This is a genomic window from Yersinia enterocolitica (genome assembly GCA_002082245.2).
Taxonomy (GTDB): Bacteria; Pseudomonadota; Gammaproteobacteria; order Enterobacterales; family Enterobacteriaceae; genus Yersinia; species Yersinia enterocolitica_E.
This window is the reverse complement of sequence record NBTC02000002.1, coordinates 895,776-916,927: the sequence shown is the minus strand read 5'-3', so window position 1 is coordinate 916,927 and position 21,152 is coordinate 895,776. Positions and strand designations below refer to the sequence as shown.

The window sequence follows — 21,152 nt, the reverse complement described above, 5'->3', positions numbered from 1 at the left end:
GGGCTGTCACTTCACAGCCCATTCTGATATTACCGAGCAAACTATCATGGTTATTTTTTCTTATAAACATCAGCAGTAGCATGAATTTTTGTGTTGGTATTTGCTGATGTTACAACAAAGTAATCCCCACCAAGCTCATCAGCCTTTTTAGACAATTCTTCCTTAGCATCACTTGGCGCTAACTCGCCAGCAGTAACAATATTGCCGATTTTTTCGTATTGACCTGGGCTTTTACTCAGTTCATCTTTAGTTAACAATTCGGCGGCGATGGCACCGGAAGAGAATGCCCCTAAAAGAACTAATGTTGTCATTGCTTTAAATAATTTCATAGTATCCTCTCATCAATAATATTTACGGTTATGTGAAGCCTTATTCTAGTGGAAAGGTAAGTATTGTTCTCATTGCGGGTTTTATCCAGTGGATCAGCTGCTTTTAGGATTTTTGCACATTCGGGCGAGGATCATCGCCCGATTGAACATATAAGATAATTTGCTTAAAATAGATAAAAAGGTGATCGTGATGAATATGAATTTTTACCTCTGTCCGCTGTTGCTCCATCCCCGAATAACTGAATGCAGTGATTATTTGAGCGTGTAGTCACTGCCACGAAATTAAAATGTTCCGTGGCTTTCTTTTTGAAAGGGAAAAGTCATGAAAGAGAAACATTGGTCAAGAGTGGAATATCTCCATCTCACTGTTAAAAATCCAAATATTGAAATCAAAGGCCAACATAGCTACTACAGCGATAGCTGGGATCAGGGATTTGAAAGATCTGTCGTTCGATACCTGCATGGGGATACCATCAGTCAGGAATGGGAGCCGCTTGGGCATACAGACAGGCTTATCATCGGAGATTATGTCTGTATTGCGGCTGAAACAGTTATCTTGATGGGAGGTAATAACAATCATTGTACTGATTTTATTAGCCTTTATCCATTTATGAGCATGATAAAAAACTCATATCAGCACCGGGGGGACACAGTGCTGAACGATGGCTGTTGGCTCGGTATGCGTTGCATGATTATGCCTGGAATTACGGTCGGTGAGGGTGCCGTTATCGCGGCTGGGAGTGTTGTTACAAAAGACATTCCGCCATACGCTATTGTTGGTGGCAATCCGGCACGCGTTATTAAATTTCGTTTTACACAAGATGTCGTAACACGCATTCTAAATTTAAGTATTTACGACAAATCTGAAGACGAAGTAGCCCGGTTAATTCCCATACTCAGCTCTGATGATATTTCCGCATTGGAAGTCGCGTTAGCAAAGTGAAGTGCCTTAATATCGTATTTGAACAATGATCCAACCACAGCACTGGAAGACGATTCCAGTGCTGTTTTTAGTAGAACGTAGATAACTCAAAAGGCCCAGCCAAGGATAGTTGAGTAATTAATGACGGACCGTAAAATATGAAGCGTGAACTACGCCAGCGCAATGGTACAAGATGTTCGTGAGTACGGAACACCTGCCAGGAGCTTGGCAAGTACACTGGATTGATACAACCTGAGCAGGCAAGTTTCCCCTGAGCTGGCGTACCAACGAAGAGATTTAAATAATCAACAACCACATACCATGATAAAGCCTAAACCCTCAGATTCTACCTAACACCACCTTTGTCTATCCCAGTTTAAAATGTCACCCTGATTTCCCATTTTTGAATGTCACTTTTTATCCAAATTCTGAAGAGAAAAGGGCAGTCAGGTCATCTTTTCAGACTGGGTTTGAACAGGGGCGGGTCGGCAAGTACCGGGTTCATTGCCCTCAGTTGTTCCTGAACCTGAGCACGCCTTTTAGGCATATGTTGGCTGCGATTTCTTTTCCCCGCTGTCTCGAGTTCGTCCTGCTTTTCCTGCGCTAATTTCAGAACTGCCCCCAGTCGCTTGTTGTCCACAATGCGGCCCTGATCGATACAGGCCAGCTTGTCGAATACCTGATACTTCAGCGTTCTGTTGCCATAGCGGAACGCCAGCGTGCCGTCCGGATAGTCAAAAGCCAGGATTTTCTCACCCGCAATATGCGCATTTTCCCCCGAGGGTTCAACAAGATAAAGCATCTTATCATATTGAAAGGTCAACGATTTTGAGAGCGTACGCAGCGTCTGCCAGGCAAAAATATCATCCAGCTCTGAGCGGTTCTCGCTGACAGGTCGATGGAGGTCTTTCGGGTAGGTTGCGGGTCTGGCGAATCGACGATTAAAGTCGCGAATAAAAACGTCCAGCCACGCATTGGCCGCGTCAATGCCACTGATGTTTTCCAGCCGCATCTCCTTAATCAGCCGATCCTGCAGCGTCAGGTTGGCACGCTCGACGCGCCCCTTAGCCTGGCTGCTGTTAGCACATATCAGTTCAATATTGAGATCATGCAACGCACGTCCGAACTGAGTCATGCCGGTCCGACGAGTCTCAGCCTGGCTGACTCTGAACACAGCATGCTTGTCGCTATAAAACGCCACCGGCTTGCCGTGTTTATCCACGTACTCGCGCGTTGCCAGCATGTAGTCGAAGGCTGATTCGCTCTGACAAAATCGCAGATGCATCAGGCGACCGGTGGCATCATCGATGTAAACCAACAGGCAGCACTTGGAGGCACGTCCTTCAAACCAGTCGTGGTGTGAACCGTCGATTTGAATGAGTTCACCCAAACAGTCGCGTCGATAACGGGGCTGATAAACTCGCGGTCGCCGATGGGCATGCGGCACCCAGAGACCGTCGGCAGTCATCCAGCAGCGCAACGTCTCGACAGAAACGGAAATCCCATGGCGCTCCTGAAGCTTTTCTGCGGCAAGTGTGGGCCCGAAACCGACGTAATTTTCACGTAGCAGCGTCAGTATCCGATGGCGCAGTGCAATATCAATGCGATGAGTTCCGGGCAAACCGCGACGGCTGTTCGTCAGCCCGGCAGCACCGGATTCCCTGAAGCGGTTCATCAGACGTTGTACCTGACGTTCTGTGAGATCCAACTGAGAGGCGGCATCACGGCGACGCAGGCGCTTTTCAACAACGGCCTGGATCACCGGCAAGCGGTGAAGTTCTTTATTGGACATGGTTACCAGCATCAGAAGAGATCTCCCAGAAAGGTGGAAAATGCGCCGTATCTGGGTGACATTATAAACTAGCTAAAAAGTGACATTATCAAATGGGACTTACAACCTTGGTGCGCATAATGTATATTATGTTAAATTGATTGGAGCAACCCATAACTTCATGGTTATCTGTGCCACCATCACAAATCCGTCAGTTACCTTTGATGATGCCCCTCTCTATTTTGTTATGATCTTCATTGTTCATTGCAGATTTTGATGAATGTTCGTTATGTTGTCAGGAGTGATTTCTCATGTATTCACTCCCCAACCTCTGTCGACATTATCAGTTTCAGGAAATAATTCTTTACTGCCTCATCACCATCTTTAATGGTTTGCGAACCTAACATTATTTATGTCATTATCCCAAGGTTATTATTTATTAACTAACTCGCCATAATGCACCGCTAACCAGATAGTCGGTCCATTCGGATCGGTCCATGCAACCCGATGCCGGCACTGGGCTGGAATATTAACAAAATCCCCGGCGTGTAGTTCACGAACGCTCGATTCATCTGCAAAATGCAAACATGCGGATCCCTGTACAACCATCACCCACTCACTTTGTGGCTGACAATACCAGAAATCTGGCGGACTCGATTGCCCGGTTGATATTATGCGTTCAATACGGACATTTGGTTGAGATATCAACTCTTCAAAAGTTTCTGATGCCGCCTGTCTCGCCGCGTCTGGGAAGTTAGTAAATATATTTTCCGTCATATAAAATAATTCCTCTATTCGTTAGCTGAAGATCCGCGCAGGTCTGTGTGACTATGGGAACGATGTGCGAGTATCCACAGCAATGAGTAAAATCAAATTTCATGTATTTGGATACAAGAATCGGATGATTTGAATATAATTCTGCTCGAAGGAATAATAAATAAGGCACCATTGAATACTGACTCAGATATTAAGTACAATCCCTGTTAGCGTTAGTTAAGGCTCAACTGGCCTGTTTAGCTCCGGTTTATGCCTTTTAACACCATTAACAGTAAGATAAAGAAGAAGTTATCAATAGAAGAATTAAATAAAACAATTGAAAACTTAAACAAACAGAGGACAAAAATGTCCGTATTGTCTATTTTTGCCACTGATGACCATAGCCGCTGCTTGCACTTTAGCAGAGGATAGTCGGTTTCTTTGCCAGGCAATTATCAAAAACTGGAGAGTATTATCGCCTGTTCTCATCGCTTTCACTCTGTAACTAAAGTTACACCGCGGGGTGCACTTCTCGCTTGTACTCTTTTACTTGCCAGTTGCTCCTCCGAACCGCCGAGGTCGCTCGTCACCCCGCTACCTTCGGTGGCTAAAGTTCAGCAGAGTCAGGAGCCGGTGCGCGGTGTCTGGCTGGCGACTGTTTCCCGCCTCGACTGGCCACCGGTAGCGTCAGTCAATGCCAGCAGCTCTGCTATCCGCATCAGCCAGCAGCAGCAAGCACTGACCGATAAGTTAGATAAGCTAAAAACTCTCGGTATCAACACCGTGTTCTTCCAGATTAAGCCTGATGGAACTGCACTGTGGGCATCAAAAATTTTGCCATGGTCAGATATGCTGACGGGCAATATTGGTGAGGATCCTGGATACGATCCCCTGCAGTTTATGCTGGATGAGGCGCACAAACGTGGCATGAAAGTCCATGCTTGGTTCAATCCCTATCGGGTATCTGTCAATACCAAGCCGGCTACTGTTACAGAACTGAACCGTACATTGTCGCTACATCCGGCCAGCGTATTTGTGCTACATCGCGACTGGGTCCGCACCGCAAACGAGCGTTTTGTCCTCGACCCAGGTATCCCTGAGGTACGGGACTGGATCACCAGTATCGTGGCCGAAGTCGTTGCACGTTATCCTATTGACGGTGTGCAATTTGATGATTATTTTTATGCCGAGTCAGCAGATTCAGCCCTGAACGACAGCCAGACATTCAAAAAGTATGGTCAATTATTTGAATCAAAAGCGGACTGGAGACGGCACAACACTCTGCAACTTATTCAACAAGTTTCACGCACTATCAAGCAATTGAAACCCAACGTTGAATTCGGCGTCAGCCCTTCTGGTGTCTGGCGTAACCGTTCACACGACCCAGCAGGTTCCGACACGCGAGGAGCGGCGGCATATGATGAAGCTTATGCAGATACCCGCCTCTGGGTACAACTGGGATTACTGGATTACATTGCTCCGCAGCTTTATTGGCCCTTCTCACGCCAAGTAGCCCGTTATGATGTGCTAGCCAAATGGTGGGTTAGCGTGGTGAAACCCACAAAAACACGGCTCTATATTGGTATTGCCCTGTACAAAGTGGGTGAACCTTCAAAAAATGAGCCTGAATGGTCGAATAATGGGGGCGTGCCAGAGCTGAAAAAGCAGCTCGATTGGAACGAGTCAGTACCACAAATCACCGGAACGATTCTGTTTAGAGAGAATAACCTCAACCAACCACAGACCCAAGAAGCAGTCAGTTACCTTCGAAGCCGCTGGGGTGGTTAACTAAACTATTTAGGCAATTATTTGGCTCAGCCGCTGTATCCCTGCTACGATTTCCGCAGGTGAATGAGCGGCAAAACCTAATAAAATAGCCTGTTCTGGCGAATTTGTTTGGCAATAACGAGAAAGTGGTTGTGCCCCTAGCCCAATTTTACGACATTTATCGATAATATCTTGCTCTTTTAGATTGTCTAATAACCAGCAGACAATATGAATACCTGAATCAGCAGGTTCAATCTTAAAACTATTTGGCAGATATCGTTGTATGGCGTCTATTATTACTTTTTTACGTTCGTAGCAGGCTTTTCTGACCCGTCTCACGTGGCGGGCGTAATGACCATCAGAAATAAACGTGGCCAGTGTAGCTTGTTCTAAATAAGATGTACGCGTATCTGCATAGTATTTAGCGAGCTTAAATGACTCAATGAGATTATTCGGTATCACCAGGAAACCTAAGCGAAATTCGGGGAACATCATTTTTGAAAAGGTTCCGGCATAAATTACTCGTTGTTGTTTATCCAACCCCTGAAGAGCTTGTATCGGCGGAGCGGTATAGCGGAATTCACTATTATAGTCATCCTCAAAAATCCACGTTTTATTTTCAGCCGCCCAGTCAAGTAAAGCCATCCTCCTCGATAAACTCAATGTTCCTCCCAGCGGAAATTGATGTGAAGGAGAAGTGAAAATCATTTTGGCATTTGGCCAGCCCCTGATGCCATAGGAAATATCCATACCGTCTTTATCACTGATTACAGGGCAAATTTTGGCACCCATGGCAGTAAATGCACCTAAAGCACCATCATATCCTGGCTCATCCAGCCAAACTTCATCGCCCCTTTGCAACAGAACTTGTGCCGCCAAATTCATCGCCTGTTGAGTCCCATTAACAATGAGTATTTGGTCTTCATTACAATTTAAACCACGTGTGGTTCGAACATAATCAGATATTGCCATCCTTAATGGCTGAAATCCTAAAGGTTCATTTAATTGCCCAATCTGTTGGCGAAACTGCCGCCACGCTCGCCCTAATAACCGCCCCCAAAGTTCATGGGGAAATAAATCTGTACACCCTATTCCAATACTAAACATTCGATTTTGTCCGGTATAAGGTGAGGATTTATCCCAAATTGAGGACATTACTTTCATTTGCGGATTAATATTGAGTTCGATGTTTTTATCATCAGCACATTGGTGTTGGGGAGTAGCTTGTATATGAATCATTTCATCAGGAATAATGGATGAAACATAAGTACCCGCGCCCTTCTTGGTAATTAGATAGCCTTCATCAATCAAGCGTTCGAAACCCGAAATAACCGAATTCCTGGAAATTGACATCATTTCAGAAAGCGTTCTGCTGGAAGGAAGTTTAGTTCCCGACCTTAATTGCCCATTGAGGATCAATTCTTTTAGCGCATGATGAAACTGCTCTTTAATTACGCCTTTCTTAAGCAATAAACTGGGGAAGTTGGCATCGTTCTTTTTCATTGTAAAGTGGACCCATGAAAAATGAAGAAAGTGTACCTTATGTAAGACCACTATAAAAACTATGATTCAATCTCTAAAGGCTTATATTTCTATTTATGAATACAAGAGGTTGATATGATTGACAATACCCATACTATTTCAGTGAGCCCAGTACAAGCAGATGATTACGCTAAATGGCTGCCCTATTGGCTGGACTACCAGAAATTTTATAACGTTCAGTTATCGGAACAGACAACGCTAGTAACATGGAAACGGTTTTTTGCAGCAGAGATCCCACTGTATTGTGCAGTTGCGCGAGAAGGTTCGAAAATTCTTGGCTTCGTTCACTATGTTTTTCACGGTTCAACTTGGGCTATCAATGATTTTTGTTACTTAGAAGACCTGTTTGTTACCCCAGAATCCCGAGGTAAACATGTTGGTAAACAGCTCATTGAATATGTAAACCAACAGGCACAGGAGCGCCAATGTGCTCGATTATACTGGCATACTCAGGAGAGTAATTTGACGGCTCAAAAACTGTATAACTGGATTGCTGAGAAGCCCGGCGTCATTGAATATAGAATGCCCGTTTAAATAGCGAATGCTGAACATTTCAACCTTATATAATTGATGCAATAACAGATAGTCAGGCGGAGTTTAAAGCATCGAGCAGGTTAATCGTCGATGCTTTTCTTTCTAATCGATAGGCTTTCGACCCCACTCACTCGGATGGTAATAGTAAAGAGTCATATGGCACAAATGAGCAAACATTATTTCATTTATTAAAAATGTGACTATATGGCTTAATTTATTTAACTTTTTTACTGTATTTAACTAGCGTCAGTGATTAATGGTTTTTTTATGGTGGTGCTGGACCCTCTCTATATGCCCTAAAGCATAATATGCCCGTAGAAGACCATGGTAGCAGTGACCTATAAACACTTTTCTAAACGGTACTATAGGGCGCGGTAAATCCTCAAATTAATAAATATACCAACCGTTTAACTTTCATTTATATTTAAAATGTTAAATATCGTAGTGACATTATCATTTAAATTTCTGTGATATTTTGTCGTTTACTTCTTCATCTGAAGATCCTTATTGTTTACTTATAGCGTAAAGAAAATCATGTTTTCTAAAGAAGAAAGTATTAAGTTACGTAAGAGATTACACGGGATTAGCGGAGGGAGTGATTTCATTCTCGCGAAGTTAGAGAGTATGGGTTACCACTCATTAAAACAGCTCTCCGACGTTAGTGTTACCGATATTGTCTCTATCGAATACATGCGTTCTGGAGCGCCAAATTGGACAGAAAAACCAGGATTCAGGACATTACTTCGCTCAATATTAGATATTGCAAAACAATCGAAATATCCTATATAAGCTATTTAGAAGGTCTGTTTGTTGCACAGAATCCCAAGATAAACAGCTTATTGAATATGTGAAGTAACAGGCTAATTTGCTCGATTATATTGGCATACTTAATCGAGCGAATTGACAGTTCAGACGCAATTAACGCGATTGCTGAGAAACCCAGCGTCATTCAATAGAGAATGCCCGCTGAATGTCTGATTATTCAGCTACACGTCTGCCCTGCTCATCTACCAACCGTTCACCATCTTCCTTGGTGAACGAACCACGTTGCGCATCGGGCAAAATCTCCAACACCACCTCAGAAGGTCGACACAGCCGGGTACCCAGTGGCGTGACAACAATCGGGCGGTTGATCAGGATGGGATGCTGCAGCATAAAATCAACCAGTTGGTCATCGCTGAAGGTGTTTTCTGCCAGACCTAATTGCTCATAAGGCTCGACGTTTTTACGTAATAACGCCCGAACCGTGATCCCCATATCGGAGATCAATTTTACCAACACCTCACGACTTGGTGGTGTCTCCAGATACCGAATAACCGTGGGCTCAGTGCCACTGTTGCGAATTAACTCCAGCGTGTTACGCGATGTGCCGCAGGCCGGATTATGATAAATAGTCACATTGCTCATTTGGGTGATCTCTCATTGAAACCCCAGCCGGCATTGCCTTCTGGAGGGTAAATAATAGTTATTGCATCATTGATAATCGCAGCGCCAATGCTGCCAGCGTGACCAACAGCACCGGGATCGTCATGACAATGCCCACCCGGAAATAATAGCCCCAGGTAATGGTCATATTCTTTTGTGACAGTACATGCAGCCACAATAAGGTCGCCAGGCTACCTATCGGGGTGATTTTTGGCCCCAGATCACTGCCGATAACGTTGGCATAAATCATCGCTTCCTTGATCACGCCGGTGGCAGAGCTGCCATCAATCGATAGCGCCCCCACTAACACGGTCGGCATATTATTCATGATGGAAGACAGGAACGCCGTCAGGAACCCGGTACCGAGCGTAGCCACCCATAATCCCTGCTCCCCCAGTTGATTCAACAAGGCGGAAAGGTAATGAGTCAGTCCCGCATTCCGCAGGCCATAGACTACCAGGTACATACCCAGTGAGAATATAACGATTTGCCATGGCGCACCACGTAGCACCTTGCCGGTGTTGATGGCATGTCCTTTCTTCGCTACGGCAAACAATATCAGCGCCCCCACGGCGGCGACCAAACTGACGGGCACACCAAGTGGCTCCAGGCCAAAGAAACCCAACAGCAGCAGCACCAGCACCAACCACCCGGTTTTAAAGGTGTTGATATCGCGGATGGCCTCTTTTGGTGCCTTCAACAGCGACAGGTCGTAAACGGCAGGAATATCTTGGCGAAAAAACAGATGCAGCATGACCAGCGTCGCCGCAATGGCGGCCAGGTTAACCGGCACCATCACTGCCGCGTATTCAGTGAATCCAAGATTAAAGAAATCAGCTGAGACAATATTGACCAAATTCGAGACGATAAGTGGCAAGCTGGCTGTATCGGCAATGAATCCGGCTGCCATCACAAAAGCCAACGTAGCACCACGGCTGAAGCCCAGCGCCAACAGCATCGCAATCACAATCGGTGTCAGGATCAGCGCGGCACCATCATTAGCGAACAGTGCTGCCACTGCTGCACCTAATAAGATGATGTAAGTAAACAGTAAACGGCCACGGCCATTGCCCCAGCGGGCCACATGCAGTGCGGCCCATTCAAAGAAACCGGATTCATCCAACAGCAGACTGATGATGATCACGGCAATAAAAGTCGCGGTCGCATTCCAGACAATCTGCCACACCACAGCAATATCACCCATGTGAACCACACCGGTCAGTAACGCCAGTCCCGCACCGAGCAGCGCACTCCAGCCAATTCCCAACCCTCTGGGTTGCCAGATAACCAGCACAATAGTCAGGACAAAAATAGCACCTGCCAACAACATACCGCCCCCGAAAGGCAAGAGTTCTCTCCTGCCCGGTAAATTTTAATGGATTAAACATCAACGGCCAGATGAGCTAGACCATCCTTCCTGCTATCTGCTTTCTCTTCCAATCAAATATGTAAATTCATATATGATTAGGCAAATTTTTACTGTATTAGCGGCAAATTGCCTTACCGCCCGAGGCTACATTACCGCTCGCCAGCAAAACGATTTTATCTCGTTGGCTAAGATAGGCCTGCTCAATCACCGTGGCCGCCCAAGCTGGGATATGTGGTGACAGACGATAGTGAATCCACTTCCCTGCACGGCGATCGAGTAAAAGTCCAGATTCTCTCAGCATTGCTAAGTGTCTGGAGATCTTGGGTTGAGACTCATCCAATGTGTCACAAAGCTCGCAAACACATAGCTCGCCCGACTCTCGCAACAGCAGGATGATATTCAGACGTGTTTCGTCGGACAGATTTTTGAAAAGCTGTAATGGCGTGAGTGTAATCATGGGATCTCCAAGACTGAATACTGAGGTTATCTTAGAAGTCTTGGCGTTAAAGTCAATTATATATTCGTTTTACCATATCTGTTTTCATCGTCACCGATTACAATTTTTGTGTTGAAAGTCATGTCCCCTGGCCGCTCATTGGGTCTGGATGATAAGAAAGTCACTTTTATGGCATGAAACGGGCCATTCTAATGAGAAAATTCTTATTAATCTGGAACAATTTGCACCTGTTGTTTAGTATGTCGCTATCCTGTCTACGCTATCAGCAAATCCAATATTTATGAAAAAACTCATTAAACGGCTGGAGATCATTAAAAGTGCTATTGAGCTTGAAGATGAGGATATTATCCGACAACAACTGCCTTATCTTAAAAGCGAATCCCAGGACGCGGTGCTGGCTTTTATTGCCATGGAAATTGAACAAGGGAAATTTACGCATGCGCTAGACGCAATTGCAGCCTGGCTGGCGAGTAAACAAGCGGTTACCCAGTGGCAAGACCTTGAATTGGCCGCCTGTAAAATGGAGCTAAAAGCACTGGAGGAACAGTTACGCGAGTTAATCGATAAACGTAACGAGCGGGTTCAGTTGCTGGATGACTTTAATGATCTCTATCTGGTGCGCCTTGGCCCATTGATGAATAAAATCCTCCAGTTACGTAAACAGTTGGCGGAATGTACTCTGCGTAAAGCAGAGGCCGAAGCCCGGCGCAGGGAACGCGATTATCGCAACTGCCAGCAGTATATATCTCAAGCCATTGATGAACTTGCCGCGTTAAAACAGCGCTGGTTAGCGCTCTCTGCTATGTCGAGTGAAACCATTGAGATACGACAACAGATTCAGCAGCAAACGGATTTAATCGCCGCACTGCTGGCGGAAATTAAAGAGCTGGAAAAGGGTTTTTGTACCCGCAATACTGAGTCAACCCGTAAAGCTCGGGAAGAAGCGAAAGAGAAGTACGAGAGCTATCAGGAGCAGCAAAAAGATGCCGAACAGCGGCATAGTAATGAACAAAAACTCTCAGTTGATCAGCGCCAAGAACTAAAACGCCTGTGGCGGCAAGCCAGTCGACTCTGCCATCCAGATTTAGTCGCCGATGAATTTAAAGAGAAAGCACATCAACTGATGGTCCAGCTCAATCAAGCCCGCCAACGGGGAGATTTCCCCGCAATTAACGCGTTACTCGAGAGTTTAAAACGTGGGTTTGAACCGCTAATGGCAAGTGATTGTATTGACGATCTTGAACGGCTGCGCAGAAAAATTAAGCAGGTCAGAGATCAAATTGACGTGATGTTGCGTGAACTGGAAGCATTAGAGGATGAAGACTCTTGGCAGCTTGTCACCTCTTTGTCCGATAAAGATAACTGGTTCAAAGAACAAGAAAACGTATTATCAAAAACGCTAAAACTGCTGGAGCGGCAAGTTGAAGAAGCATCAAAGGTACTGTATGAAATTTGAGTGACCTCATGCTTACTGGTAATGCTCTTTTGGCCTACTGCCAACTGTGCCCGGTCCATGCCTGCCGCTTAACAACAAATATTATCCCTGTTATCTTTTATTATTGATGCATAATCACTATGCGTATTATTAAGTTCGTATTCATTCTGAAATAAGGTAATCAATGATGAAAGATAACGAATACCAGCCTCCAAAGGTCTGGACGGAAAATAACGAGAGTGGCGGTGTATGGTCCAAAATCAACCGCCCAACGGCAGGTGCACGTCATGAAGCGGTCCTGCCTGTTGGCAAACATCCGTTACAGCTTTACTCCATGGCGACACCCAACGGCCAGAAGGTCACTATTCTGCTGGAGGAGTTATTGGCGCTGGGCGAGAAAGGCGCAGAGTACGATGCCCACTTGATTCGAATAAGTGAAGGCGACCAGTTCTCAAGTGGTTTTGTCGCAGTGAATCCTAATTCAAAAATCCCCGCGCTGATGGATCACTCAACGCCGACTCCGGTGAGAGTTTTTGAGTCCGGTGCTATTTTGCTTTATCTGGCGGATAAGTTCGGCCATTTCCTGCCAAAAGATCACGCACAGAGAACGGAAGCACTGAACTGGTTATTCTGGCTACAGGGCGCGGCACCTTATTTAGGCGGGGGTTTTGGTCATTTTTATCATTACGCACCGGTAAAAATCGAATACGCAATTGACCGTTTTACCATGGAAGCTAAACGCCAGCTTGATTTGCTCAATACTCAGCTCAAAACACATGAGTATATTGCAGGGGATGAATATTCGATTGCCGATATCGCCATCTGGCCGTGGTATGGCAATTTGGTTTTAGGCTTGCAATATGAAGCCGGGGAATTCCTGGATGTTAAATCCTATACCCACTTGATACGTTGGACGGAGAATATTGCGAAACGACCAGCCGTGCAACGGGGGCGTATCGTCAATCGGACCTGGGGAGAACCAAATGAGCAGTTGCCTGAGCGCCACGACGCATCAGATTTCGATCACTTATAGCTCATAAGCGATCAAGTCAATTCGACTAGTAAAAGGCGATAAACTCTGTTTACGCCTTTTTCTAACTCGAGTGACTACAGCTACTGTACCCCATCAAAATGGAGAAACAATAGAGCCAATACGCTGGCAGAAATCATCGTAAGCATCGCCCAGTTTTTCAAACAATTTACTGATGTCATTTAAGTGTTTCATTGGCTGTTCCTCTGAGAGCGTTGAGATTTATTTGTGTGATCTGTATCACTAAATAAAGCTTACCGTTTTTAAAACAGCATTTCAATATTTTTGTGATGTGGATCACAAAAACAGTAACTCTGCATAATGCTTATGATTATTGAGCGACACCTTCCCCGCCCGCAAGCCACAGAAACTCTTCTAGCGAGATTCAGATATAGATATTTATTCATAAAAAATGCGTTTTTTTTCATACAACCCACCAGATCGTGATCGTGATCTCATTTTAAACACAGCAAGAGGATTATAAAAAAACGCAAGATCGATAAATATGAAACATTGTTTCATTTAAATGAAGGGATGCAAATGGAAAAGAAAATAACCATCAGGCACACGGTTGCATACGGCAGTGCAAACCTGTTGGGCAGTGGTGCATTGGCGATCAGTGGCGCGTGGCTTATGTATTTCTATACCACGTTTTGTGGACTTTCTGTCGTTGAGGCTGCCGCCATATTCTCTCTAGCCAGCATTCTTGATGCCATCAGTAACCCTATCATGGGCTACATCACCGATAACTTTTATAACACCCGCCTTGGCCGCATGTTTGGTCGTCGTCGCTTCTTTATCCTCATCGGTACTCCGCTGGTCTTGTTCTATCCCCTACTTTGGGTGAGTGGTTTTGGCTTTTGGTACTACTTGATAACCTATGCCATGTTTGAATTGATCTACACCTCGATCATGGTGCCATACGAAACGCTAGCCACAGAGATGACAACCGATTTTGCTAAGCGCTCCAAGTTGACGGGATCAAAAGCGATATTCGGAAAAGTTGCCAACTTTATGGCGGCCTTTATTCCAGGGCAATTTATTGCGCTCTATGGCAAGGATTCTCCGGCCCCCTTCCTTTATACCGGCATCGCATATGGAGCTATCATGTGTTGTGCCATGATCTTCCTGTACGTTTCTTCTTGGGAGCGCCCGGCCAGTGAAGTGGTCAAAGAGACCACCAGTAGTTTGTTTCAGGCGCTGAAAAAAATGTGTATTGATATGGCGTCAACATTTCGGCTCCGTATTTTCCGTAAACATTTAGGGATGTATCTATTTGGATTTGGTGCCGAGTGGTTATTCGCTTCCTCATTCACCTACTTTATCATTTTCGGTTTACGCCAAAGTGCTGTTCTGGTGTCGCAACTCAATAGCTTCAGTTCGATTATGCAACTGATCTCGACCGCATTCTTTATCGGCATCTGTGTGAAAATGGGCTTCGCCCGTCCTTTCCGTATTGCATTGCAGGTGGTGATTGTCAGTGTTTTTGCCTATGCCGCGCTCTATTTTACCGGTTGGTCTGACACGACCACTGTCATTGTATTATTCGCAATCACCGTTGTTTTTGGTCTGAGTACCGGCGGTATTTATTATATTCCCTGGACCGTTTATACCTTCCTCGCTGATGTAGATGAAGTTCTCACGGGGCGTCGGCGTGAGGGTCTATATGCGGGTGCAATGACATTCGCTGGCAAAATGGTTCGTTCGGTTATTGTGTTTGCGATGGGCTGGACACTCAGCAGATTTGGCTTTGTCTCTGGTCAGTCGGTGCAACCAGAAACCGCGGTTCAGGCGATTGTTGGCGTCTTTGCTATCGGTGTAACCGCACTGGCATTAGTGGCAATTTTTTATACCACACAGATGAAACTCGACAGAAAGAGTCATATGGTTCTGTTGGAAGAAATTGCCCGGATTAAGGCCGGTGGTGCGATAGCTGACATTGCTGCTGGCCCCCGCGCAACGATTGAAGAACTGACAGGTTGGAAATATGAACAGTGCTGGGGGAATAACCCACTTGGTCAAAAGAAACCGGCAGAAAAATTGACCGAGCTGACATCAGAGGACTGATGACTACTGTAGATTCAGGGACCGTATCATGAAAACGCTCGTGGGGAAGTGGCAGGTATCGCTTCTGAGGAAGAGGGAATTGTCATATTTGAAGATGCATAATCACAAAAGGGGAAAAATCGTATTCTGGATATTCCACCAGAGCAATTACATCAACGAGTCCCCTTCTTTGTCGGCACCTCTTCGATGGTTGAGGATGCCGAACGTTTCATTGCCGAAAATCCTGATTCCTTATCCGGTTAATGCTCATTTACCCAGGCACGTCACTAACCGTTGGATAAAATGGACTGTTGGTGACGGCGGCCTCCTATCGTTTTATGCCGAGCCGTTTGGCAAGACGATGGAGGTTGCCTGCGTCAAGGTTTAGCGCACGAGCAGATGCCGACCAATTCATCCCATGCTCCTGAAGAACCTGCATGATAACCTGCCGCTGAAAATCACGGGTCGCCGCTTGCAGGTCTACAGGCGCGCTACCTTGGTCCTCACTGACTGATATCGGTGAAATACCCGATATAGTGGTGACTGTAATATTAAATAAGTCAGCATGCAGTTGCGCAGATTCTGTCGCCGGTTGTGAGGCACGCGCTAATACCGCAGCACGATAAATAGCATGTTCCAATTCACGCACATTTCCGGGCCAACTGTAATTCTCTAGCAAGGTTAGTGTGGTTGCCGGGATGCCCAACTGCTGAAGCCCCAGTTTCTTTCTTATCCGCTCCACAAAAAATCCTGCTAACAGGACAATATCCCCTTTCCGTTCCCGTAACGGTGGAACATGTAACGGGAATACACTCAAACGGTGAAACAGATCAACGCGAAAGTGCCCTTCGATAACTGCTTGTTTAAGATCACAATTGGTAGCAGCAATAATACGCACATTCACCCGCTTGGTACTGTCGTCACCGACGCGCTGTAAGTCGCCGTACTGAATAACACGGAGTAATTTGGCCTGAAGTACCAAAGAAAGCTCGCCTATCTCATCAAGAAATAGTGTGCCATTGTCGGCAATTTCGAACTTACCGGTTCGGTCATGTATTGCACCGGTGAAAGCCCCCTTCACATGGCCAAATAATTCGCTCTCCGCCACATTCTCGGGCAAGGCGGCACAGTTTAAATAGATTAATGCCTTCGCAGCTCTGGGTGATAAATGATGAATTGCCTGAGCAACCAACTCTTTACCTACCCCCGTCTCTCCGGTGATTAGCACATTCAGTTCTGAACCTGCTACCACCCCTATCTCATGTTTTAGTTGCAGTATCAACGGTGACAGGCCAATCATCTCGTCTTCCGAGCTTGGTGTGGCTTGTTTTTGGATGCTTAATGAACTAACCGTAGGGAGCGCTTGCTTCTCCAACACATCGACTAAAAGTGCATTATTCAATGCCGAGGCCGCTAATACGCCAATCAGTTTAAGCTCTTCATCACTGAATCCATCAAATTGCAGCGGGTTCATACTGTCGAAAGTTAATGCACCAATAAGTGTTTGATCAGCAAACAAGGGCAGACCAATACAGGCATGGACTTTTAGCTCATCATGGCCCGGGATCAGGCCGTCATAGGGATCAGGCAGATGGCTGTCAGTCGGGAAACGGACCACATTCCCTGCCCGGGCAATGGCCTCTAATCGCGGATGGGATGACAACGAAAAACGCCGCCCCAACACATCAGGCGATAAACCATCAATGGCCAAGGGGCGGAACAATTGATGTTCATAACGTAAAAGTGCCGAGGCATCGCATTGCAGTAATTGCCGCAAGCTACTGACTAACGTCTGAAAACGATCTTGCCCTGATAAGCCGCCCTGTAGCTCAATGGCTATTTTGGCCAGTGACTGAATGGATAAACTCATATTCTGTCATTCCGACATAGTGTTAGTCATTATGACAATGACACATCAATGTCATAATGACTAACTTTAATTTTTATATGATTAAAATCAATACTATAAATCATGGCACGCTATTTGCTCTCTAAGGTGAGGTAAATCATTTATTTTAGTTGAGGAACGGTTCATGGCGATTCAAGTTAAGAATAATATCAAATGGGTTGGGCAACGTGATTGGGAAGTGCGTGATTTCCATGGTACTGAGTACAAAACCCTGAAAGGGACCAGTTACAACAGCTATTTAATCTGCGAAGAAAAGAACATTCTGATCGATACAGTTGATCAGAAATTTGATCGAGATTTTGTTGCCAATTTAGCACGGGAGATCGACTTAAATGCGCTCGACTATATTGTTATCAATCATGCAGAAGAAGACCATGCCGGCGCATTAACCGAGTTAATGGCGCGTATCCCCAACACTCCGATTTATTGCACCGCCAATGCTATCGACTCAATCAACGGACATCATCATCATCCTGAATGGAATTTCATTACAGTTAAAACAGGCGATACCTTAGATATCGGCAACGGTAAGCAATTGATCTTTGTTGAAACGCCGATGCTGCACTGGCCTGACAGCATGATGACTTACATCACGGGTGATGCCGTGTTGTTCAGTAATGATGCTTTCGGTCAGCACTACTGTGATGAGCATCTGTTTAATGACGAGGTCGATCAGACCGAACTTTATGAACAGTGCGCTCGCTATTATGCCAACATTTTGACCCCTTTCAGCCGCTTGGTAACACCAAAAATCAATGAAATTCTTGGTTTCAATCTGCCAGTATCAATGATTGCCACCTCCCATGGCGTGGTATGGCGCGATAATCCAACCCAAATTGTCACGCAATATCTGGCTTGGGCGGCAGATTATCAGGAAGACCGGATAACCATTTTCTATGACACCATGTCAAATAATACCCGCATGATGGCCGATGCTATTGCTCAGGGTATTCACGATACCGACCCCGGTGTGGCAGTGAAGATCTACAACATTGCCCGCCATGACAAAAATGAAATCCTCACCCAGGTCTTCCGTTCTAAAGGCGTTTTAGTGGGTTCTTCCACCATGAACAACGTCATGATGCCAAAAATCGCCGGGATGCTCGAAGAACTGGCCGGATTACGTTTCCGTAACAAAAAAGCTGCGGCATTTGGCAGCTTTGGCTGGACTGGCGGTGCGGTTGACCGCATTCAAACTCGCCTGATGGATGCCGGGTTTGATATCTCCCTCTCCTTAAAAATGAAATGGCGGCCTGATACTGATGCTTTAGCAGAGTGCCGTGAACATGGGCGTAAAATTGCCCGTGAATGGGCACTTCATCCATTGGAGACCCCCCATTTATCTGAGGTTGACGACGTTATCGCCCTCACTCAAGAAAAGGCCCGCGCCGAGAAACAGAATCTGGGTATTTCAATGCAATGCAGTGTTTGCCAGTGGATATATGACCCAGCACTGGGTGAGCCTCTTCAAGAGGTTAAGCCGGGAACCTGTTGGGAAAATGTCCCCGACTTCTTCCTCTGCCCAGAGTGTGGCTTGGGCAAATCTGTGTTCGATCCACTGTAATGGAGCATGTTATGACAGATAACATTATTATTGTGGGTTCAGGTTTTGCCGCCCGCCAAGTGGTTAAAAACATCCGTAAACTTAACCCACAAGTGCCAATCCAGATGATCGCCGCTGACAGTGGCGTGGATTATAATAAACCTGATTTAAGTCATGTATTTAGTCTTCAGCAGAGCGCTGACGATCTCACCCGGTTGTCGGCCGAGAAGTTTGCAGAAGAGAATAATCTTACTTTGCATACAGCGATGTTGGTCACCGCCATTGAGCGGCACACTAAACGCGTTTTTTGTGGTGATCGGGGATTTAATTACCATAAATTAGTGCTGGCTACCGGGGCGTCTGCACTGGTTCCGACCGTGCCCGGTAGCGAGATGATCGTTACATTTAATAGCCAAAATGAATACCGGCAACATCAAGATAGGTTGCAAAAGGCATCGCGTGTTTTAGTGCTGGGCGGCGGGTTAATCGGGACGGAGTTGGCAATGGACCTACAGCGTTCTGGTAAGCAGGTGATTCTGGTGGATAAGGCACACAGTTTGCTAGCCTCTGTGATACCAGTGGAGATCAGTAGCCGCTTACAACAGCGCCTCAGCCAAAGTGGTGTTACTTTGGTGTTTAATAATGAATTGCTCAGTGTGACAAAAGTCACCAACGGCTTGCGAGTAGAACTTCGCGCGGGTCAAACGTATACCGTTGATGCTGTTATTGCCGCGATTGGTTTAATGCCGGAAACTGCCCTCGCCGCTGCCGCAGGTCTCGATATTGGGCGTGGTATTAAGGTCAATAATCAGTTGCAAACGGTTGATCCAGATATCTTTGCCGTGGGTGATTGTGCCGAGGTCGAGGGGAAAGTACTGCCATTTTTGCAGCCCATATTAGTGGGAGCCATGACACTGGCAAAAAATATTCTAGGGGGAGCCGCGTGTCTCACCCTGCCGCCGATGTTAGTTAAAGTCAAAACACCTGATCTACCGCTCTATTTCGCTGGCGAAACCAACCGCGAGGATCTCCACTGGGAAATATGCCTGACAGCGCAGGGGATAGTGGCGCGTGGCACTGATAACTCACAGCAATTACGCGCGTTCGTCGTCAGCGAACAACAGACCCAACAGGCTTTCCCCCTGTTACGTGAACTGAGTGTGTAACATTAATCGTGCTGCGCTATAACATCACAACGCTAACCCCCCGCCACCTGCGTAGGGGGTTTTGCCTGCAATTTTCATCACTTCTGCCCCCAACGTGACAAAAGGTGCCCGCCGACTGGCGTAGATAATGCCGCCAGCCTGAGCGCGAACCGCTTTTACCGTATCGGTGAGCGGATCAATAATTTCAGCTACCACTTCATCTTTCCCAACCCATTCACCCGGCTGGCGTAATAACAGCAGAATGCCACTGGCAGGTGCTGTCACTATCTCACCCGCCGTAAACGGCAACAGGGTGACTTCCCGCTGCGGAATAACCAAAGATTGCCCTTTGACTGCGCCACGGTACTGCAAATAGTGATAAAGACGCTCGGCATCAGCACTGGCCAACGCGTGGCTAACATCCTGTTGACCCCGTAATTCTAGCGTCACCGCCATGCAACCCGGTTCAAGCTTTAACGCCGGATAGTGCGCCGCTAACCGGTGCCATGGCAAGCCGCAAGCCTCATCAAAGGATCCACCACCGCTATCTTGCGACAGTAATACGGTGCCAATATCTAAGAACCGTGCCAAGGTTTCGGCGGGTTCACGCCAGGCAGGATCAGCGTACATGTGCAAAATAGCGTGATCATCACAATGCAGATCCAGCACCAGGTCCGCATCACAAGCCAGTCTTAATAAGTGTTGGCGCAGCGCTGCAACTTCACTGCTGGCAGGCAAATCCTGCAATGCCTCAACCATGGCAACTCGCACTTGTTGCTGTATACCAACACTATCAGTGAGCGGCCGCGATGCCAGCCGCGTTTGTACCCCTTGCGCCAGATCAGGGAAGTCACGGTTGAAATTGCGGCCACTGCCCAGATCAAAACGGCCGATACCACTATTAAGGAGCACTTGCGCAATACCTACCGGGTTGGCAAGCGGCACAATAATTATTTCGCTCTGAATTTCACCGCGCCGTTCCGCCTGACTCAGTAATCTTTTAAGATAATGTAATACCAGCATGCCGGGCAGTTCATCAGCATGCAGGCCAGCTTGTAGATAGATTTTCTCACCAAAACCTTGCTGGCCGAAATGAAAGCTGGTTAATTGACGCTGCCCACCTAGGGCATGTTCAGGTAACTTATGATTATTGATTTTCATTGGACGTCCTA

The 21,152-nt window shown here is 46.3% G+C and carries 18 protein-coding genes and 1 pseudogene; 10 read left to right on the top strand and 9 right to left on the bottom strand.

Annotated features, from left to right (window positions below; all coding sequences use genetic code 11):
* Positions 1 to 50: 50 nt before the first annotated feature.
* On the bottom strand, positions 51 to 329 hold the full coding sequence (locus A6J66_005545) for a DUF1471 domain-containing protein (protein ID PNM23708.1): 279 nt from the start codon (positions 327 to 329) through the stop codon (positions 51 to 53).
* Positions 330 to 651: 322 nt separating this feature from the next.
* On the opposite strand from A6J66_005545, the gene A6J66_005540 reads away from it, so the two are divergent.
* Positions 652 to 1,272, top strand: a complete 621-nt coding sequence (locus A6J66_005540; protein ID PNM23707.1) for an antibiotic acetyltransferase — start codon at positions 652 to 654, stop codon at positions 1,270 to 1,272.
* A gap of 430 nt (positions 1,273 to 1,702) precedes the next feature.
* Here the strand turns inward: A6J66_005540 and A6J66_005535 are convergent, their stop codons facing one another.
* Positions 1,703 to 3,043 carry an ISNCY family transposase gene (locus tag A6J66_005535; protein PNM26905.1) on the bottom strand — a complete coding sequence of 447 codons (1,341 nt, stop codon included), beginning with the start codon at positions 3,041 to 3,043 and terminating at the stop codon, positions 1,703 to 1,705.
* A 411-nt stretch (positions 3,044 to 3,454) separates the two neighbouring features.
* Positions 3,455 to 3,799: a cupin domain-containing protein gene (locus tag A6J66_005530; GenBank protein ID PNM23706.1), complete on the bottom strand. Its 345-nt coding sequence runs from the start codon at positions 3,797 to 3,799 to the stop codon at positions 3,455 to 3,457.
* 420 nt (positions 3,800 to 4,219) lie between these two features.
* Here A6J66_005530 and A6J66_005525 point away from each other — a divergent pair, with 420 nt between their 5' ends.
* Complete coding sequence (locus A6J66_005525) at positions 4,220 to 5,566, top strand: glycoside hydrolase family 10 protein (GenBank protein ID PNM23705.1); 1,347 nt, start codon at positions 4,220 to 4,222, stop codon at positions 5,564 to 5,566.
* A 9-nt stretch (positions 5,567 to 5,575) separates the two neighbouring features.
* Here A6J66_005525 and A6J66_005520 read toward each other — a convergent pair whose 3' ends face one another.
* A complete protein-coding gene (locus A6J66_005520; protein PNM23704.1) occupies positions 5,576 to 7,048 on the bottom strand; it encodes a PLP-dependent aminotransferase family protein in 1,473 nt (490 codons plus the stop codon).
* Positions 7,049 to 7,162: 114 nt separating this feature from the next.
* Between A6J66_005520 and A6J66_005515 the strand changes: the two genes are divergently transcribed.
* Together A6J66_005515 and A6J66_005510 are read left to right on the top strand one after the other, a co-directional pair.
* Complete coding sequence (locus A6J66_005515; GenBank protein PNM23703.1) at positions 7,163 to 7,621, top strand: N-acetyltransferase; 459 nt, start codon at positions 7,163 to 7,165, stop codon at positions 7,619 to 7,621.
* Between the two features lie 534 nt (positions 7,622 to 8,155).
* Positions 8,156 to 8,410, top strand: coding sequence for a hypothetical protein (locus A6J66_005510; GenBank protein PNM23702.1), 255 nt, complete (start codon positions 8,156 to 8,158; stop codon positions 8,408 to 8,410).
* Between the two features lie 189 nt (positions 8,411 to 8,599).
* On the opposite strand, the gene arsC is transcribed toward A6J66_005510, so the two are convergent.
* The 3 genes from arsC to A6J66_005495 all read right to left on the bottom strand — a co-directional run bounded on the left by arsC (position 8,600) and on the right by A6J66_005495 (position 10,872).
* Positions 8,600 to 9,028 carry an arsenate reductase (glutaredoxin) gene (gene arsC, locus A6J66_005505; protein PNM23701.1) on the bottom strand — a complete coding sequence of 143 codons (429 nt, stop codon included), beginning with the start codon at positions 9,026 to 9,028 and terminating at the stop codon, positions 8,600 to 8,602.
* Positions 9,029 to 9,086: 58 nt separating this feature from the next.
* Positions 9,087 to 10,376 (bottom strand): arsenic transporter, encoded by a 1,290-nt coding sequence (locus tag A6J66_005500; GenBank protein PNM23700.1) that lies wholly within the window; start codon positions 10,374 to 10,376, stop codon positions 9,087 to 9,089.
* 154 nt (positions 10,377 to 10,530) lie between these two features.
* Positions 10,531 to 10,872: a transcriptional regulator gene (locus tag A6J66_005495; GenBank protein ID PNM23699.1), complete on the bottom strand. Its 342-nt coding sequence runs from the start codon at positions 10,870 to 10,872 to the stop codon at positions 10,531 to 10,533.
* 280 nt (positions 10,873 to 11,152) lie between these two features.
* Here A6J66_005495 and A6J66_005490 point away from each other — a divergent pair, with 280 nt between their 5' ends.
* The 4 genes and pseudogenes from A6J66_005490 (at position 11,153) to A6J66_005475 (ending at position 15,647) form a co-directional block, all read left to right on the top strand.
* Positions 11,153 to 12,328: a DNA repair protein gene (locus tag A6J66_005490; protein ID PNM23698.1), complete on the top strand. Its 1,176-nt coding sequence runs from the start codon at positions 11,153 to 11,155 to the stop codon at positions 12,326 to 12,328.
* Positions 12,329 to 12,494: 166 nt separating this feature from the next.
* Complete coding sequence (locus tag A6J66_005485) at positions 12,495 to 13,340, top strand: glutathione-dependent disulfide-bond oxidoreductase (GenBank protein ID PNM23697.1); 846 nt, start codon at positions 12,495 to 12,497, stop codon at positions 13,338 to 13,340.
* A gap of 537 nt (positions 13,341 to 13,877) precedes the next feature.
* The gene (locus A6J66_005480; protein PNM23696.1) at positions 13,878 to 15,404 is read left to right on the top strand and encodes an MFS transporter; all 1,527 of its coding nucleotides are present in this window, start codon (positions 13,878 to 13,880) and stop codon (positions 15,402 to 15,404) included.
* A gap of 111 nt (positions 15,405 to 15,515) precedes the next feature.
* Positions 15,516 to 15,647, top strand: a pseudogene (locus A6J66_005475) (fructose-bisphosphatase class I).
* A 64-nt stretch (positions 15,648 to 15,711) separates the two neighbouring features.
* Here the strand turns inward: A6J66_005475 and A6J66_005470 are convergent.
* On the bottom strand, positions 15,712 to 17,253 hold the full coding sequence (locus tag A6J66_005470; protein PNM23695.1) for a nitric oxide reductase transcriptional regulator NorR: 1,542 nt from the start codon (positions 17,251 to 17,253) through the stop codon (positions 15,712 to 15,714).
* 163 nt (positions 17,254 to 17,416) lie between these two features.
* Here A6J66_005470 and A6J66_005465 point away from each other — a divergent pair, with 163 nt between their 5' ends.
* Both A6J66_005465 and A6J66_005460 read left to right on the top strand, forming a co-directional pair.
* Complete coding sequence (locus A6J66_005465; GenBank protein ID PNM23694.1) at positions 17,417 to 18,856, top strand: anaerobic nitric oxide reductase flavorubredoxin; 1,440 nt, start codon at positions 17,417 to 17,419, stop codon at positions 18,854 to 18,856.
* Positions 18,857 to 18,867: 11 nt separating this feature from the next.
* Positions 18,868 to 20,001, top strand: a complete 1,134-nt coding sequence (locus A6J66_005460; GenBank protein PNM23693.1) for an NADH:flavorubredoxin reductase NorW — start codon at positions 18,868 to 18,870, stop codon at positions 19,999 to 20,001.
* A gap of 24 nt (positions 20,002 to 20,025) precedes the next feature.
* Here A6J66_005460 and A6J66_005455 read toward each other — a convergent pair whose 3' ends face one another.
* A complete protein-coding gene (locus tag A6J66_005455; protein ID PNM23692.1) occupies positions 20,026 to 21,141 on the bottom strand; it encodes a succinylglutamate desuccinylase in 1,116 nt (371 codons plus the stop codon).
* Positions 21,142 to 21,152: the final 11 nt, after the last annotated feature.